The 15156-nt window shown below is 42.3% G+C and carries 19 protein-coding genes and 1 tRNA gene; 7 read left to right on the top strand and 13 right to left on the bottom strand.

The features are described from left to right. Window positions 1-73: 73 nt before the first annotated feature. The 5 genes from ACM0OY_RS30965 to ACM0OY_RS30985 all read right to left on the bottom strand — a co-directional run bounded on the left by ACM0OY_RS30965 (window position 74) and on the right by ACM0OY_RS30985 (window position 2635). Entirely contained in the window at window positions 74-400 is a 327-nt protein-coding gene (locus ACM0OY_RS30965; RefSeq protein WP_414572602.1) for a DUF6464 family protein, read from the bottom strand. Window positions 401-625: 225 nt separating this feature from the next. After that, a complete protein-coding gene (locus ACM0OY_RS30970) occupies window positions 626-1111 on the bottom strand; it encodes a hypothetical protein (protein WP_414572603.1) in 486 nt (161 codons plus the stop codon). 503 nt (window positions 1112-1614) lie between these two features. Next, window positions 1615-1830, bottom strand: a complete 216-nt coding sequence (locus ACM0OY_RS30975; protein WP_414572604.1) for an acetyltransferase — start codon at window positions 1828-1830, stop codon at window positions 1615-1617. 118 nt (window positions 1831-1948) lie between these two features. After that, window positions 1949-2257, bottom strand: coding sequence for a DUF3181 family protein (locus ACM0OY_RS30980; RefSeq protein WP_414572605.1), 309 nt, complete (start codon window positions 2255-2257; stop codon window positions 1949-1951). A gap of 120 nt (window positions 2258-2377) precedes the next feature. Continuing rightward, window positions 2378-2635, bottom strand: coding sequence for a hypothetical protein (locus tag ACM0OY_RS30985; RefSeq protein ID WP_414572606.1), 258 nt, complete (start codon window positions 2633-2635; stop codon window positions 2378-2380). 206 nt (window positions 2636-2841) lie between these two features. Between ACM0OY_RS30985 and ACM0OY_RS30990 the strand changes: the two genes are divergently transcribed. Then, a complete protein-coding gene (locus ACM0OY_RS30990; RefSeq protein WP_414572607.1) occupies window positions 2842-3039 on the top strand; it encodes a DUF2795 domain-containing protein in 198 nt (65 codons plus the stop codon). Between the two features lie 67 nt (window positions 3040-3106). Here the strand turns inward: ACM0OY_RS30990 and moaC are convergent, their stop codons facing one another. Then, on the bottom strand, window positions 3107-3616 hold the full coding sequence (gene moaC, locus ACM0OY_RS30995) for a cyclic pyranopterin monophosphate synthase MoaC (protein ID WP_414572608.1): 510 nt from the start codon (window positions 3614-3616) through the stop codon (window positions 3107-3109). A gap of 34 nt (window positions 3617-3650) precedes the next feature. Here moaC and ACM0OY_RS31000 point away from each other — a divergent pair. After that, window positions 3651-3724: transfer RNA gene (locus ACM0OY_RS31000), tRNA-Arg, on the top strand. A gap of 33 nt (window positions 3725-3757) precedes the next feature. Here the strand turns inward: ACM0OY_RS31000 and ACM0OY_RS31005 are convergent. The 3 genes from ACM0OY_RS31005 to ACM0OY_RS31015 form a co-directional block, all read right to left on the bottom strand. Further along, window positions 3758-5002 (bottom strand): MFS transporter, encoded by a 1245-nt coding sequence (locus ACM0OY_RS31005; RefSeq protein ID WP_414572609.1) that lies wholly within the window; start codon window positions 5000-5002, stop codon window positions 3758-3760. A gap of 132 nt (window positions 5003-5134) precedes the next feature. After that, window positions 5135-6139, bottom strand: a complete 1005-nt coding sequence (locus ACM0OY_RS31010) for a glycosyltransferase family 2 protein (protein WP_414572610.1) — start codon at window positions 6137-6139, stop codon at window positions 5135-5137. Window positions 6140-6194: 55 nt separating this feature from the next. After that, entirely contained in the window at window positions 6195-6902 is a 708-nt protein-coding gene (locus ACM0OY_RS31015; protein ID WP_414572611.1) for an NlpC/P60 family protein, read from the bottom strand. A gap of 9 nt (window positions 6903-6911) precedes the next feature. Here ACM0OY_RS31015 and ACM0OY_RS31020 point away from each other — a divergent pair, with 9 nt between their 5' ends. Continuing rightward, window positions 6912-7844, top strand: a complete 933-nt coding sequence (locus ACM0OY_RS31020; protein WP_414572612.1) for a serine hydrolase — start codon at window positions 6912-6914, stop codon at window positions 7842-7844. Between the two features lie 93 nt (window positions 7845-7937). On the opposite strand, the gene ACM0OY_RS31025 is transcribed toward ACM0OY_RS31020, so the two are convergent. After that, window positions 7938-8501 carry an exonuclease domain-containing protein gene (locus tag ACM0OY_RS31025; RefSeq protein ID WP_414572613.1) on the bottom strand — a complete coding sequence of 188 codons (564 nt, stop codon included), beginning with the start codon at window positions 8499-8501 and terminating at the stop codon, window positions 7938-7940. Window positions 8502-8809: 308 nt separating this feature from the next. Here ACM0OY_RS31025 and ACM0OY_RS31030 point away from each other — a divergent pair, with 308 nt between their 5' ends. Both ACM0OY_RS31030 and ACM0OY_RS31035 read left to right on the top strand, forming a co-directional pair. After that, window positions 8810-9679 carry an NmrA family NAD(P)-binding protein gene (locus tag ACM0OY_RS31030; protein ID WP_414572614.1) on the top strand — a complete coding sequence of 290 codons (870 nt, stop codon included), beginning with the start codon at window positions 8810-8812 and terminating at the stop codon, window positions 9677-9679. 132 nt (window positions 9680-9811) lie between these two features. Next, window positions 9812-10078, top strand: coding sequence for a hypothetical protein (locus ACM0OY_RS31035; protein WP_414572615.1), 267 nt, complete (start codon window positions 9812-9814; stop codon window positions 10076-10078). A 448-nt stretch (window positions 10079-10526) separates the two neighbouring features. Here ACM0OY_RS31035 and ACM0OY_RS31040 read toward each other — a convergent pair whose 3' ends face one another. The 3 genes from ACM0OY_RS31040 to ACM0OY_RS31050 all read right to left on the bottom strand — a co-directional run bounded on the left by ACM0OY_RS31040 (window position 10527) and on the right by ACM0OY_RS31050 (window position 14333). Continuing rightward, on the bottom strand, window positions 10527-10961 hold the full coding sequence (locus tag ACM0OY_RS31040) for a hypothetical protein (RefSeq protein WP_414572616.1): 435 nt from the start codon (window positions 10959-10961) through the stop codon (window positions 10527-10529). A gap of 192 nt (window positions 10962-11153) precedes the next feature. Continuing rightward, window positions 11154-12416 carry a response regulator gene (locus tag ACM0OY_RS31045; protein WP_414572617.1) on the bottom strand — a complete coding sequence of 421 codons (1263 nt, stop codon included), beginning with the start codon at window positions 12414-12416 and terminating at the stop codon, window positions 11154-11156. A gap of 30 nt (window positions 12417-12446) precedes the next feature. Next, on the bottom strand, window positions 12447-14333 hold the full coding sequence (locus tag ACM0OY_RS31050; RefSeq protein WP_414572618.1) for an ATP-binding protein: 1887 nt from the start codon (window positions 14331-14333) through the stop codon (window positions 12447-12449). Window positions 14334-14592: 259 nt separating this feature from the next. Between ACM0OY_RS31050 and petN the strand changes: the two genes are divergently transcribed. Together petN and ACM0OY_RS31060 are read left to right on the top strand one after the other, a co-directional pair. After that, the gene (petN, locus tag ACM0OY_RS31055; RefSeq protein WP_012408302.1) at window positions 14593-14682 is read left to right on the top strand and encodes a cytochrome b6-f complex subunit PetN; all 90 of its coding nucleotides are present in this window, start codon (window positions 14593-14595) and stop codon (window positions 14680-14682) included. Between the two features lie 4 nt (window positions 14683-14686). Then, window positions 14687-14851 (top strand): hypothetical protein, encoded by a 165-nt coding sequence (locus ACM0OY_RS31060; RefSeq protein ID WP_414572619.1) that lies wholly within the window; start codon window positions 14687-14689, stop codon window positions 14849-14851. Window positions 14852-15156 lie beyond the last annotated feature (305 nt).

Raw genomic sequence — 15156 nt, forward strand, 5'->3', positions numbered from 1 at the left:
CTAAGTTCCTTTTGATTTGCGTTCTCTCATATCGCTTTTAGTCTAAACTCCAGTTCTGAATTCTCGCAGACTATCAAGCCTTTTTTTCATTACCAGCTAATTCTTTTGGCTCATAGTGACGACAACCGTTACATGGGCCGTCGGGATTCACAGCACAGCGGATGTAGCCGGATCGGGCATTAAACTTGCAGCTGATGTCCCCAATCAGGTAACCCACCCCTTCTAAATAATAGCGATCGCCTTCAGGTGATGTGAAGTTTTGCCCTTGACGCATTCTGGGAAAATTCATGGCTGCTTGCCTCATCCGTAAACGCGATCGCGATCGCGTCTTACGGATCACCCATAGGGAAAACAGGGACGGTAAAAAACCAACGGCAATCACTAAAAGTGTCTTTAACACCTTCTTTTTACCCCTTTTGAGCGCTGATTGATCGTCCCTGATTTACGGAAGTGCAAATCTGAGGGCAGATGTGCCTTTTGCCACCAACTGGGGTCGCAATTAGCAATGGCAGTGTGGTATGCAGCAATTTTGAGAATATCTTCTTTCTACCACTTCAATCAGCATAACTGTTACAACCTCAGAGGTGGGTTACCTTTAAATGGCGATCGCTTTAAGATTTGTTGACTAATGTTTTTTGAAGAATCGTTTTCTATCAGCCTCAGCCTTGTTTTTTCTGTGTCGCTGGGAGGCTAATCTTTTTTTGGTTTGCTGACGCAGCTGCTGTGCTAGTAGTGCTGCTTCCCTTTCTGCTCGGAATAAATCAACTCTTCGCGTTGTCAAAATAAAAGATTGGTCTGATTTTTGTCTTACCCAAGGGACGCTAACTGCCAAATACTGACAAATATTTTTGTATTGCTTCGACTTGATGAGTGGGTAACGTTTTTGAGTATTCAGTGTGTTAGCGATCGCTTTCAACTCTAGTATCGCTGCTTCTAGCTCCCCTGCCATGCGGTTAATGCGTTCAACTTGTGCTGTTAAACGCTCTTGGTCACTGATGATTTTTTGCTCTTGGGGTTGCAGTGGCACTATGGGAGTAGTCACAGGTGCCGGCTGCAACAGTGAAACTTTGACTGAAATAGGCTGTTCGTAGCTGTTTTGGATTTTTTTCATACTACCTCAAGCAAGGCTAGCTGGCTTGTAAGGCATTTTAACAGCAAAATAGTACATTTGTACTGTAAAAATTTTGTATATCAGAAGTCCTGACTTTTCACGGTATCTGGAAAACCCCGCTTCCATTCCTCTCCCCTGCAAGGAGAGAGGCTTTGATTTCTCCCCCTTCCCTACTAGGGAAGGGGGCTGGGGGGTTAGGTTTTGCGTTAGCTTTTCCACATGACGTGAAAAGTCAGATCAGAAGTCAAGTTTCGGATACTGGAGATTACTCAAAGTTCTTGGCAACAATTATGAAAATTAAAATCCCCGGCTTCTTGAAAAAGCCGAGGATATATGTAACTTATTTTACTTAGAAATCAGTACTTGTTCGCCTTAGCTTACACTTTTTGGATGAAAGGATTGTAGATTTTGGATTTTGAGATAGCTGTGTAGGTTGGGTTTGGCTTTGTACTCCTACAATCAATATGAGCAACCTAAAACCCAACCTACCGATTTTAAATTAATTAAGCATTGCCACTCCGGTAATTAGCATCTAACCAACAGCGTGGTAAAACTTCACCAGAAGGAAAAACGAGATCTTCTTTTTTAAAAGTATCAGGTTCCTGTTCTTCTTGACCTTCTTGGTCTTGTCCATGAACAACATCACTATTAGGGTCGAGTAATTCTTCAATCTCGACAATTTTTACCAAATCACTAGTACCTTTGAGTTGTAACAGCATATAACTAATCCTCAATAAGTTTGCATGAAAATTGCTAGCGAGTCTCAATCCAAACTCGCCAAAGTTAGAAAATTTATTATGAATTCTGACTTGTGAATTCTATTATTCTAAAAAACGATTAAATTTCGCGTTGATATTTTTCCAAAATATCTACTAAGTTAACCTGGCATTGGAGTGGCAGCAAATCTATCAAAGGCAGTTCGCGTTTGCCGCCGCCAATTTTTACAGAAATGGATTCCAACACTTGTGTAACTTGGTCTTCATTAATAGCGTTGGAAGTAATTAAAGGATATAGTTTTTCGGCAACAACTGTATGCAGTTTGGCATTAGATAAATAAAGATGCCATTTGGCAACGTCTATGTAAACGTTTTCACCAATTTCAGCTGCTAGAGCTTCTAGTAATTCTGCGGTGTTAGTCTTAGCCATAAAAATAACCCTACATTGAGAAAAATCGCCAATTTTCAGGCTTATTTACATTATTGCTCAATTAACGGGGGTAATTCTACTGCCACAGGTTACAATCGCCCTAGCATTAGCAGTCCATCTTCAGGTGGATTTGGGTGGAGTTTCGGTGTAGTTGGCGATCGCAGCAATATAAATCAAATGCACCAACACTATTACTATCCAACTTGCAGTCAACCACGGCAACCACTCCCAGGTAGTGCCTTTCAAGTTGTGGAAGAACCATAATCCAGAATTAATCGTAGCAGCGATCGCCACATGCACGGCAAAATTCATCCGGTCATCGATTTTGCGATACTCTGGGTCATTGCGATCGGGTTTGCGAGGCCAACGAGGAGGCATAAATATTTGTTACAGATTTAAATACACCCCACCCATTCTAAGGTTTTTGGGAGTGCGATCGCTATTAGTCAAAGTTAAAAGCCTAGTTCATCAACCTTGCGAATGACCTTTGCATGTTTTGAAGTTACAAATGATTCATCTGTTGGATAGAGGGAGTAAATATATCCACTTGTGAAGATGGGGATAACCATTAGAGGTGGACAAAAATGGCTAAGGCAAACCCAGTTGAAATACAAAAACACTTAAAAGGTGTTGACTACCCTGCTAAAAAGCAAGATTTGATTCAACACGCTAAAAAGCAAGGAGCAAATAAAGAGATTATCTCTTTGTTAGAGAAAGTGCCAGAAGATAAAGAGTTTGAAAGCCCAACGGCTCTCAATAAAGCTTTAGGTGACATAGCGTAGGCGATCAAAAAGGACAAGACAAGGCAACTTCCCTCTTCACCTTTTCCCTTGTCCCATTGTCTATTCCTTAATGCTCTGGCGGGGAATAATCTCCTGATTTCCCGCCAATCTTACTGATTAACCGAATTGATTCAATTTGAATCGACTTTTCTAAGCCTTTGGCCATATCGTATAAAGTTAAAGCCGCAACAGAAACGGCGGTTAAAGCTTCCATCTCTACACCAGTTTCAGCTTTGGTTTTGACTGTGGCTTGAATTTCATAACCAGGTAGTTGCGGATCGGGTATGACCTCGATAGCAATTTTCTGCAATGGTAACGGATGACACAAGGGAATTAAAGCAGCTGTTTGCTTGGCTGCCATAATCCCAGCCAACCTCACAGTTCCTAACACATCGCCTTTTGGGACATTGCCGGCTTGAATTGCATCAAAGGTCGTCGGCAGCATCCGCACCTTGGCAGCGGCTACTGCTTGGCGCACAGTGGGTGCTTTTTGGGACACATCCACCATCTGCGCTTGTCCTTGATTGTCTAGATGGGTTAAGTTGGCAAAATTAGATGGAAAATTATCTTGCGTCATTTCGTGAGAATGTGTTAATATAGTTTCTTGTCAAGGGCGTGTAGCTCAGTGGACTAGAGCACGTGGCTACGGACCACGGTGTCGGGGGTTCGAATCCCTCCTCGCCCGTTTTTTAAAGTTAGGAGTTACCAATTACAACTCCTAACTACTAACTTCTAAGTTATTCATGGCGTAGGTATCTGGGGCACGACCCAATGCAAAACGCAAGGAATTAGATGGGTCTTTGCTGGACTTGGTGAAGAAAATCACAAGTGCCAAAGAAGTTATCACAGCACCATAGGCAAACATATTGCGATAGCCGACCTGTTCGGCGATGGAACCTAGAAGAGGAGCAGCGATCGCAATTCCCAAGTCAAAACCAGTGACACAGATAGCAAAAATTCGCCCCCGTTCTTGTGCTAGCGATCGGTCTGCCATCATAGTCACAATCATCGATATAACTGTACCACCACCAGCGCCTTCAAAAATCGCCGCCAGTAAGAAACTGCTCACACTGTGAGCCTGCCACAGCAGTATCGACGCTAAAGTATAAGAAATTATACCAAAGGTGATAAACAAACCACGACCCAGGCGATCGCTTGCCTTACCAGCAAATATCCTGATACTAAAACTAGAAAGTGCCGCAACTGTAAAAAATAACCCGCCATTAAAGTCTATCTGAGTTGATTTGATGAACAACGATACAAAAGTATGTACAGCACCAGCAGACAAACCAACCAGCAACATAATTAAAGTCGGAACTCTCACCCGTGGGCTACTGAGAATTTGCCAAAATTTGTGATTATTGTCTGGAGTTTCTTCGTGTGTCTGTATTGGTGGATTGGTGACTTGTACAATTGCCAACAGAGCAACAAAACCCAACTCAGCAGCAAATAGAAACAAGACTCCATAACCAGTTGTGGCTTCTAAAAATCCTCCCAAGGCAGGGCCAATTGCTAAACCAATGGGAGTTGCTAGGGTCATGTAACTAATAATTTCACCACGTTTATCAGGTGGAGCTAAATCTGCAACTAAGGCACTGTAACCAGTGGTAAAAGCGGCAATGCTAACACCGTGAAAAATCCGTACCAGGATCAACAGCGCAATAGATTGGGTTGCCAAGTAGCCAAAAGGTGCGATCGCAGCTACTATCGTACCAATCAACAAGACAAATTTTCGACCACGTTCATCAGCTAATCTTCCCAGCATCGGGCGAGTTAGCAATAAACCAACAGCAAAACTACCCGTTACAATCCCTATTTGTTGCTTAGTTGCGCCCACATACTCAAGATAAAGCGGTAGAGTTGGTAAGAGCGAAGCCACGCTCGACCAGAATAATAAACCTGCTGTAAATAAAATCAGCAGGTTGTACCGCAGTTCGGTGTCAAACGTATTAAATATTTTCAAGGTAGATGCAATTTAATGAGTTTTTTGTCATTTGTCATTTGTTTAGAGTCAAGCAATATTTACTCTTCACTATTTACTAATGACCAATGACTAATGACTAATGACTAATGACAAATCATTACTATTGTTACGTTAGTTAACCTTTTTTGCTACCACCTCTCGCACGCGATAGATAGGCCGTCCTTGGGATTCATGATATGTACGCATGAGCAATTCTGCTAAAAGGCCGAAGCAAAACAACTGGACTCCAGTTACTAGCAACAGAACTGCCAAAATCAGCAAAGGGCGATTGCCAATCATTTCACCTAAAGCTAATTTGATGAAAGTCAAATAAATGCCGATTACCGTCCCCGAAACCATTGAAATCAAGCCCAACAACCCAAAAACATGCATCGGGCGGGTGAGAAACTTTTTCATAAACAAAATTGTTAACAAATCCATCAATACCCGGAATGTCCGCCAAATTCCATACTTACTGTGACCAAAGCGGCGGGCGTGATGACGCACGGGCATTTCAGTAATTCTAGCTCCTTCGATGTAAGCCAAAGCAGGTAAAAACCGATGTAATTCACCGTAGAGGTTCATATCTGCCAGTAGTTCTGCACGATAGGCTTTGAGGGAACAGCCATAGTCATGAATATTCACGCTAGTGGTGCTACGAATTAGCCAGTTGGCAATTTTAGAAGGAAGTAAGCGATTTACAGCACCATCTTGGCGTTTTTGTCGCCAACCACTCACCAAATCGTAACCTTCATCTAGCTTTGCCAATAACATCGGAATATCAGCCGGGTCATTTTGCAAGTCAGCATCTAAAGAAACGATCGCTTTACCTAGTGCATAATGAAATCCAGCAGCCATAGCCGCAGTTTGACCGTAGTTGCGACGCAAAATCACCGCCTTTAAATCAGAACGGGTTTGCGCTTCTTGCTTAAGAAATTCCCTGGAACCATCCGTAGAACCATCATCCACACAAATGATTTCATAACTTATCTGACTCGAAGATAACGTAGATGCGATCGCTTCTAATAAAAGTGGCAAACTTTCCACCTCATTATGTATCGGCACCACCACCGAAACATCTGGGACAATTGCCGAAATCGCCCCATTCACCCCTTGATAAACCAACTCAGTCCCCATCTTTCTCTGCGTCCTCAGCGTTTTGACCGAAGTTCTGAGCGGCAAAAGCCGCCGCTCAGACTTCTCTGTGTGGTTCGTAACTCTTAAAAACTCTACCAGCACCCCGCAGCTGCTGATAGTACGACTGACTAACAGCATCCCCCTGTTCAGAGAGAACATCAATCCCAATCCCATTACGCCCCTGTTCTTTGCCAGAACTGTGGATATAATAACCATCCGCCAAATAAAGCCCCACATGAGTTGCTTTTTGGCTAGTCCCAAAAAATACCAGATCCCCAGCTGCTAATTCTGCAATGGTAATTGGTTGAGTAAATCCTTCCTGTTGATAAGCATCTCTCGGTAACCAAATACCCACCCTAGCAAACGCCGCTTGCATTAAGCCAGAACAATCATAATTTGGCCCTACCGTACCACCCCAAAGGTAGTAATTTGATTGTTGCATCGCTTTTTGGGTAAAAGTGATAACCTCTGCTAGCAGTTTTTGAATTTCAGATTCAGAAAATCTTGCAGCCTGGTAAAGTACAGTAGCAGGTTGTAATAAATCCAAATCTGAAAAAGATACCCATCCGGGATAGTCATCTTCACGCAAATACACCTCAACCGCCGAATCCTGATGATTTGATGTTAGCCATAAATGTCGCCCAGATGCGGCTTGAGTTGCTAGGCGTGTACACTCAGGAGAATCGTATAAGTTCAGGTCACCTAGACACTGATACTCCGCTGATTTGAGATTTTGGATTTGGGATTTTAGATTAGAGGACATTATTCTAGAATGATTTTTTTTAATAAAGACGAACAACTCGAAAATCTGGGTCATGGCATTTTAGATGCAACTTGGGAGGCATTTTCCACCTTAGCCCGCAACCAAATTGCTTTGACTTGGGTTGTTTACGATCCACCAGTGCCGGTAAATACTGGTGGTGCCCTGACTCCCGACGCTTTTTGGAATCATCCAGTTCGGGGTTTTAGTTATCGGGGTGTTGAACGGATTTACCCTGCAAGTGTAGTCAAACTATTTTATCTGGTGGCAGTAAATGAATGGCTCGAAAAAGGCATGAGCCAAACTTCTAAGGAGTTAGAGCGAGCCTTGCGAGATATGATTATAGATTCTAGTAATGATGCTACCAGTTTGGTTGTGGACATTCTGACTGGCACCACCTCAGGCCCGGAACTACCAATAGGTCCATTTGAAACCTGGAAATATCAGCGTAATATTATTAACCGCTATTACCAATCCTTGGGATGGGAAGAAATGGAGACGATTAACGTCTGTCAAAAAACTTGGGGTGATGGTCCTTATGGACGGGAGCGGGCATTTGTGGGAGAGTTACTGGAAAATCGTAATATGTTGACCACAAATGCGATCGCCAGATTAGTGCATAGTATTATCGGTGGAGTAGCAGTTTCAAGTACGCGATCGCAAGCGATGATGGCTTTGCTCAAACGCAATCTCCAAGATTTGCCCACTTATTTTGAGGAAGACCAAGTAACAGGTTTTTTGGGCGGTGGACTTCCTGAAGATGCTCAAATTTGGTCAAAGGCTGGTTGGACAAGTCAAGTTCGTCATGATGTCGCCTATATTGAGTTACCAAACCAGCGCCCCTACCTTTTAGTAGTATTTACTGAAGGCAAAGCCCAGGCTAAGAATCGTGAAATTTTGCCCTTTGTTTCCAAGTTAGTTGCAGAAGCGATTAGCAGTCTGTAAAAGGAACTGGGTATTGGGAATTGGGGATTGGGTATTAGCAGTTAAAAGAATTAAGAATTATTTCCCCAGTCCCCAACATTGGCATCTATCTTTTCAGCTAATTTTTTTGGTTTTAATATGTCTGTAAATAGATGCAATGTTGCGGGCATCATCGATGCCACGATGGTGTGTGCCTTTCAATTCTATGCCCAACTCATTGAGAGCTTGTGCCATACCAAATTTTTTAGACACGCCAAGGTATTTGGAAAATTCCTCTTTGATATTTATGTGTTCTGGACTAAAAGGATAAGGAAAATTATGAAACGCACAATCTTGAATAAATTGCTTTTTGTCATAATTTCCCCAAGAACAAAAAATATGATTGGGAAATAAATCCATCCATTCTTTAAAGTCAGAAATTGCTTCTATAAATTTTGGTGCTTCATCAATATCTTGCTGCCGAATACTAGTCAATTCTGTGCAAAAAAATGTTAGTTTTGGATGTCTAACGGGTTGAATAAATTGCTGAAACTCTGCATCAATTTCCCATGTTGCCCGATTGAGCATCACTCCACCAATTTCGATAATTTCCATTTCGTGACGGGGAACAGTCCCCTTGTCACAGCATGTAGCCTCTAAATCAACTATTAAATAATAGTGGGATCTTTTGTCTTTCATATTAAGTAATAGACATTCTAATTAGTTTTTAAACTTACATAACTAAATTTGTAAGCTAGTTGTAACTAATATACTACAAAATCGCTCTATTGGGAGCATCCCAATTTAGCAAAAATAAAAGAATCCAGACTATTCGCGATGCAGACTCGCTGCGGGGGTATGAGTGAAATGTTACCGGAAGGGAAAACAAACTACCAAATCCAATCATACTTTGCTCTGGGATATTTTCTTTCCAACGCAAAAGGTAAATAAACTGAACCGTATAATAAATAGTTAGCTGGCTCAGTAATCGTTTATCCTCGATTAATATGCACATCATCCTTGGAGGTACTGGTAATGTTGGTTCAGCAGTAGCGCAAGCGCTACTCAAACGTCGTCAACCAGTCCTCGTCGTTACTCATGATCCCTCAAAAGCCAAGGGATTGCGCCAGAACGGTGCCGATGTTGCAGTAGCCGATGTGCATGATGTGGAGACGCTTCGTAGTATCTTTCGTCAGGGTCGGCGGTTATTTTTACTAAATCCTCCCGCTGCTCCTTCCTCCGATACGGCTGCTGAAGAACGACACAGTTTAGCCGCCATTTTGAGGGCGATCAGTGGTGCAGGTTTGGAGAAAATCGTGGCTGAATCGACGTATGGAGCCAAACCTGGAGAGCGAATAGGCGATTTAGGTGTGCTTTATGAAATGGAGCAGGCGCTAACTGCCCAACCTATTCCCACAACGATCATTCGAGCCGCTTATTACATGAGCAATTGGCGTGCATCTCTACAAGCAGCACGCAAACAGGGAGTGATACAGACGCTTTATCCAGAAGATTTCAAATTGCCGATGGTCGCCCCATTGGATATCGGTGAGATAGCTGCCCATCTAATGACTGAACCTATCGAGCAGACAGGGCTTCATTTTGTCGAAGGTCCCAACCGCTACTCGTCACGAGATGTAGCTGTCACGTTTGCAGCGGTACTGGGTCGTCCCATTTCTGCCGAGTCCGTCCCTCGTGACCAATGGTTGGCAACATTGAAGAGCATCGGCTTCTCGAACAAGGCTGCTGAATCTTTCGCCAATATGACAGCGGCTACACTAGATGAAAGATTTCCAGCCTTGAACTCCGTTGAGCGGGGCGTGATTTCACTGCACGATTATCTCTCGCGGTTGGTGCAATTAAGCGATCGCAAGTAAGATGTCTGGAAGTCCGCCTCTTAGCGCCTGCCAGCTAACAACCGTGTTGCAGCGAACCTATCAGCCCTCTTCGTTGAGTTCGAGAGGTGATCTGTGACCGCTGAACATGATCGTTGAAAACAAATCTATGAAATGTTTGCTCTTGCCGCCGAGCATGAATGCAAATGGACAGGACATATTGTCGGAGATCATATTCTTGGGATTACAGCCAAAAGTAAAGATCAGTACACAAAATATCTGGCAAATACTCGCTTGAAGGCGATCGGTTTAGAACCATTATGGACAGAAACTATGTACAAGAAAAGCCCCTATACTCACTTGGAGCGTTTCTCAGATACCAAAAAAGAAGCCAATACAAAAGCCAACTTCTTTGAGGCGAGTGTGACCGATCTATTTTGAAGCACAATAGACCTGCCTTGAAAATAGGGACTGGGGATTGGGGACTAGGGAAGAAATATTTTCATTCCTTCGTTGTGCTCGCGTAGCGTGCGCTTTGCGCTCACCGTGTTCATGGAGCTGACTTTTCACGGTATCTGGAAAACCCCGCTTCCATTCCTCTCCCCTGCAAGGAGAGAGGCTTTGATTTCTCCCCCTTCCCTAGTAGGGAAGGGGGCTGGGGGGTTAGGTTTTGCGTTAGCTTTTCCACATGACGTGAAAAGTCAGGTTCATGGAGTCTCTTGCAAAAGTCTTTCTTTGAACCTTCTTCTTTGCGCCTTTGCGCGGCAGTCGCTCATGGGGGAAACCCCCTACGTACCCGTCGCTGCCTTGCCTTTGCGTGAGATAAAAAATCATTTATGCAAGAGGTCTAATGGACAGTAGGGTAGTACAGCTAGCTGTGCTATCCTACTCAGGCTGATGAAAAAGATTTAACCCAATTCAGTTGCATAGCAATGTCGAGAGCGATCGCTGCGATTGCAAACCACAATACACTTTCTGCTGCCAATACTAAAAAAGGCCAAATTGTGCTACTGGAATTCCACCCAAGTTCGATTAGGGTTAATCCGCGCACCAAGCCAAAAGCCAGCACGCCACCTGATTTGAGTTGAGGATTTTTATCTGAGCGGATGATATAGCGGTAAGTGACACCAAATAGGAAACCAGTAAAAGTTGCAATAGCAGCACTCACCCATAAGTGCCAATTAACATCACTTTGTAGACTTACAAGTATTTTAAAATACTTTGCTAGAACTAAAGTATTTAAAAGACTAGCGATCGCAAAGCCAGAAAATAAAGAAAAACCTCCAACTATGCCAGCCTTTAGAGATTCTAGGCGTTCTGCCATTAATTGAGGATTTGAAATTGTGTTCACTCTGTATAAAAATTAGGGATTGGGGATTGGGTACTGGGGATTGCGAATTAGAGGCTACGCCTACCTCATGAGATATCACAACTAATTTACCGGACATGATATTACGGATTGGTAGTTGGTAATTGTAAATTGAAAGTTTACCCAGTCCCCAGATAAATCCTGCTTTCATGTGGGAATTTTGATGATAAATTCAGTTCCCATACCTGGTTGAGAGTTCACCTCTAATACACCTTTGTGTTTTTCTACAACTATTTCATAGGCGATGGACAAGCCAAGTCCAGTTCCTTTACCAACAGTTTTTGTGGTAAATAACGGTTCAAACAAGCGTTTTTTCAACCGTTCAGGAATACCAATCCCATTGTCAGCAATCCGAATTACAGCCAATTGTTCAGAATCTATTGCTGTTGTAATTTGAATCTGAGGAATTACATTGCTGATTTTGCCTTGTACTATAGCTTCATCTAAAGCATCAACAGCGTTTGCCAGAATATTCATAAATACTTGATTCATCTGCCCTAAATAACAGTTGACTTGTGGTAATACTCCATAATTTTTAATAACTTCAATGCGGGAGCGATCGCTACTAGCCTTCAGACGGTGTTGCAAAATCATGAGTGTGCTATCTAGCCCTTGGTGCAAATCAGCAGATATTTTGGCATCACTATCTGAACGGGAGAAGTTGCGGAGTGAATTAGAAAGGTTGCGAATTCGCTCACTTCCTAATTCGAGTGAGTTCAAGATTTTAGTTATATCTTCGAGAACAAAATCCAGATCCAAATTTTCAATAGCAGTGGTAATTTTGGCTGTTGGGTTTGGATACTCTTGTTGATACAGTAATAGCAACTCGGTTATTGCTGCAATGTATTCTTGTAGGGGTGGGATATTGCTAGAAATAAAGTTAACGGGGTTATTGATTTCATGACCAATACCAGCAACTAACTCTCCCAGTGTTGATAGTTTTTCTTGTTGTACTAGTTGGACTTGGGCTTGTTGCAAAGCCCTGGTGCGATCGCTAACTTTTTGTTCCAAAGATTGAGTCAATTGTTTGAGTTGTAAATGCACGCGCACTCTAGCAATAACTTCCTCTTGTGCAAACGGTTTCGGGATATAGTCTACTGCACCAAGGGAAAAGCCCTTGGTTTTGCTGTCGGTATCTGCTAAGGCTGTGGTGAAAATAATCGGAATATTTTGGCTAACAGGATTGGCTTTGAGGCGACGACAAGTTTCAAATCCGTCAATACCAGGCATTTGTACATCCAGTAAAATCAACTCTGGTTGATTACGTTCAACTTGAGCGATCGCACTTTCTCCATCCACTGCAACACGGAAACGAAAACCCTCACTATTGAGCGCTTCACACAGCAGAGATAAATTTGTTGGATTATCATCCACAATTAAGATAAATCCAGTATTTTGGTGATTGTTCATGACAGATTTAAAATTAAAATTCAACTGAAATTAATTAATGTATTTTTCAATAAAAGTTGCCAAACGTTTGAGTTGGAAATTACTAGCAAGCTGGACAAGATGTTGAGCAAAAACGTTTAGCTTCTCATCAGATGCAGAAAGTTTATCTGCTAGTTGCAAAATATTTTGAATGTCGCCATCTTGGACGAGTTCAAGCAGCTCTTGTAAAATCTCCTGGTCGGGACAAATTTCCTCGTTTGATTGCTGCAAAGCATCTGATTGATCTTTTTTAATGGCGTCTACTTGATTGTCAAAAATCCATTTCAGTTGCAAAAATTGTCGTAGCATTTCTAACAGCACTTCAGCTTCTACAGGCTTTGGTAGAAATGCATCTGCACCGACATCAATACTCTTGTGCTGGTCGATTGCAAACACACTGGCAGACGAAGCGATGACAGCAATTTTTGGAAATTGCTCTGACTGACGCAAACGATGAATTAACTCAAATCCATCCAATATCGGCATCACTAAGTCAGTGATAACTAAGTCTGGTTTGTGGGCTAAAGCTTCTTCCCATGCTTCTTGACCCTGGCTAGCTTCTACAACAGTAAACCCAACTGGCTCTAGTAAATTTACAATTACAGATCGGTTTTCCCATTTGTCATCTGCAATTAAAATGGTGCGTCTTTGTCCTAGATAACCAATAATCGTTCCTTGGTCAACTACTCTGGAAACCTTTGCCCAGTCTTTAGATTCTGGGAATTCTGCCTCAAACCAAAAAGTGCTACCTTTGCCTAAGGTACTTTGCACCTGAATTTGACCACCCATCAATAAAACAATTTTTTGGCTAATTGCTAAGCCCAACCCTGTACCTTCAGATTGTCGCTTCTGATTTCCCACTTGCTCAAAGGGCTGGAAGATTTTCTCGGCTTGTTCAGATTTTATACCTGTGCCGGTATCTATTACCTGAAAGCGAATTTTGTACTTAGTTTGTTTATTGGGATTTGATTCTTTACCAATGACATGAACTTTGAAACTGACACTGCCTTCGTTAGTAAATTTAATTGCATTACTAAGTAAGTTAATCAGTACTTGCCGCAAGCGTTTTTCATCAGCATGAATACCTGTTGGCAAATCTGGATCGAGTTGGGCTTCAAAGGCAATAACCTTTTGTTCTGCACGGATGCGGCAAATTTCAGTCACACTATCAATAAAGGCAGGTAAGTAAAAATCAACAGGATGCAATTCGAGTTTGCGAGCTTCAATTTTGGAAAGATCGAGAACATCATTAATCAGGGTTAAAAGATGAGAACCACATTGATAAATGACGCCGAGTCCTTTGCGTCCTTTTTCACTCAAAGATTCTGTGCGTTGGAGGATTTGTGTATAACCCAAGATGCCATTCAGGGGTGTACGTAGTTCATGACTCATATTGGCCAAAAATTCACTCTTGGCATGGCTGGAATTTTGAGCGACTTCTTGGGCTTGGCGTAGTTCTTTCTCGATGCGTTTGCGCTCTACAATTTCAGTGGAAAGCGCTCGATTGATTGTTTCTAACTGTGCTGGACTCGGTAGCGTCAGGGCTTGAGGCATCAGAGAAATTAACGCAAATGCCGTGTATATCGAAATAATCGCAGTTAGAGCTTTTATACAACCTGAAATCCAATAATCTGGATGCCAAAGCGTCCAAATATCCATTAAGTGTCCAGAACCGCAGGCAATGATAAAAGCACCAAATAACATAAAGACTCTATTAAAAGGAACGTCTTGGCGCTTGGAAATAAAGTAAATTAATAGGAAAGGAATAGAATAATAGGCAAAAGCGATCGTCGCATCAGAAATAATGTGGAGCCAAACTAATCCAGTTTTCCAGAGATAACAATGTCCGTGGGGAATAAAACCGTCAGAGTGGAAAGCATAGCTGAGAAATGTCGGCATTGATACTAAGGGTTGCTAAATTTGAAATATATGCACATAACCCTAATATTCCCAAGTCAGCAACTATAACAGCGCGATCGCTACTTTTTTCCACTTGTTTTCATAATTACTTAAAGTACTAAGTAGCAAAATAAAGATGGTGCAAGAAAAAGCGATCGCCCGCAAAACTTACAACATCATTGATAAAAAAATCTCAGCCTGCCCAATCCCTGTATGATAAACATTAGAAACCTTTTGTAATTTTTTGAAAAGCGGGACTATGGAAATTTTGACATTGGGCTGGGTATCGCTGCTAGTCGTGTTCACTTGGTCAATTGCAATGGTAGTCTGGGGACGTAACGGATTATAGAGGTATGGTAGAAAGTCCATTCCTGAGTATTTTGGCTTTAGTTGCCGTAGTGCTGCTAGTAGCAGTGACAGGTGGCATTGGTTATTTGACCCTGGCAGATTGGCGCGATCGCCGTCGTCGAGATGAAGAAAAACGCACCACCCGCAGCACTACTCCTAAACGGCGATAATCCGCTCGTAGTTGAAAAATATTTTTGTAGGGACATGATACTATCATGTCCCTACATTATTTTATATAGTAGATCTAGTAGCATTTTGTAAATTTCCCACCACAATTTTTTTGTGATTGCTGATACACCACTTCGTTACTGAGTAATAAAATTTGGTAGAAGTTAGAGCAAATTCGATAATTTTTCTGTTTTTTACCAAATTCCCAGTCCCTAATTCCCAGCGATGCACTGTGCTGCCCTGAGCGTTTGCGTCGCGTAGAGAAGAGAAGCGTCCTCAATCCCTTTTACCCAGATAATTGTTACCT

Source organism: Nostoc sp. CCY 9925 (assembly GCF_963920935.1).
Classification (GTDB): Bacteria; Cyanobacteriota; Cyanobacteriia; order Cyanobacteriales; family Nostocaceae; genus Nostoc.

Excerpts from the sequence above, each read along its gene's own strand:
- ACM0OY_RS30970 (WP_414572603.1), bottom strand. The coding sequence starts at position 1,111 with ATGAAAAAAATCCAAAACAGCTACGAACAGCCTATTTCAGTCAAAGTT.
- ACM0OY_RS30975 (WP_414572604.1), bottom strand. The coding sequence starts at position 1,830 with ATGCTGTTACAACTCAAAGGTACTAGTGATTTGGTAAAAATTGTCGAG.
- ACM0OY_RS30980 (WP_414572605.1), bottom strand. The coding sequence starts at position 2,257 with ATGGCTAAGACTAACACCGCAGAATTACTAGAAGCTCTAGCAGCTGAA.
- ACM0OY_RS30985 (WP_414572606.1), bottom strand. The coding sequence starts at position 2,635 with ATGCCTCCTCGTTGGCCTCGCAAACCCGATCGCAATGACCCAGAGTAT.
- ACM0OY_RS30990 (WP_414572607.1), top strand. The coding sequence starts at position 2,842 with ATGGCTAAGGCAAACCCAGTTGAAATACAAAAACACTTAAAAGGTGTT.
- moaC (WP_414572608.1), bottom strand. The coding sequence starts at position 3,616 with ATGACGCAAGATAATTTTCCATCTAATTTTGCCAACTTAACCCATCTA.
- ACM0OY_RS31010 (WP_414572610.1), bottom strand. The coding sequence starts at position 6,139 with ATGGGGACTGAGTTGGTTTATCAAGGGGTGAATGGGGCGATTTCGGCA.
- ACM0OY_RS31015 (WP_414572611.1), bottom strand. The coding sequence starts at position 6,902 with ATGTCCTCTAATCTAAAATCCCAAATCCAAAATCTCAAATCAGCGGAG.
- ACM0OY_RS31020 (WP_414572612.1), top strand. The coding sequence starts at position 6,912 with ATGATTTTTTTTAATAAAGACGAACAACTCGAAAATCTGGGTCATGGC.
- ACM0OY_RS31025 (WP_414572613.1), bottom strand. The coding sequence starts at position 8,501 with ATGAAAGACAAAAGATCCCACTATTATTTAATAGTTGATTTAGAGGCT.
- ACM0OY_RS31030 (WP_414572614.1), top strand. The coding sequence starts at position 8,810 with ATGCACATCATCCTTGGAGGTACTGGTAATGTTGGTTCAGCAGTAGCG.
- ACM0OY_RS31035 (WP_414572615.1), top strand. The coding sequence starts at position 9,812 with ATGTTTGCTCTTGCCGCCGAGCATGAATGCAAATGGACAGGACATATT.
- ACM0OY_RS31040 (WP_414572616.1), bottom strand. The coding sequence starts at position 10,961 with ATGGCAGAACGCCTAGAATCTCTAAAGGCTGGCATAGTTGGAGGTTTT.
- ACM0OY_RS31045 (WP_414572617.1), bottom strand. The coding sequence starts at position 12,416 with ATGAACAATCACCAAAATACTGGATTTATCTTAATTGTGGATGATAAT.
- ACM0OY_RS31050 (WP_414572618.1), bottom strand. The coding sequence starts at position 14,333 with ATGCCGACATTTCTCAGCTATGCTTTCCACTCTGACGGTTTTATTCCC.
- petN (WP_012408302.1), top strand. The coding sequence starts at position 14,593 with ATGGAAATTTTGACATTGGGCTGGGTATCGCTGCTAGTCGTGTTCACT.
- ACM0OY_RS31060 (WP_414572619.1), top strand. The coding sequence starts at position 14,687 with ATGGTAGAAAGTCCATTCCTGAGTATTTTGGCTTTAGTTGCCGTAGTG.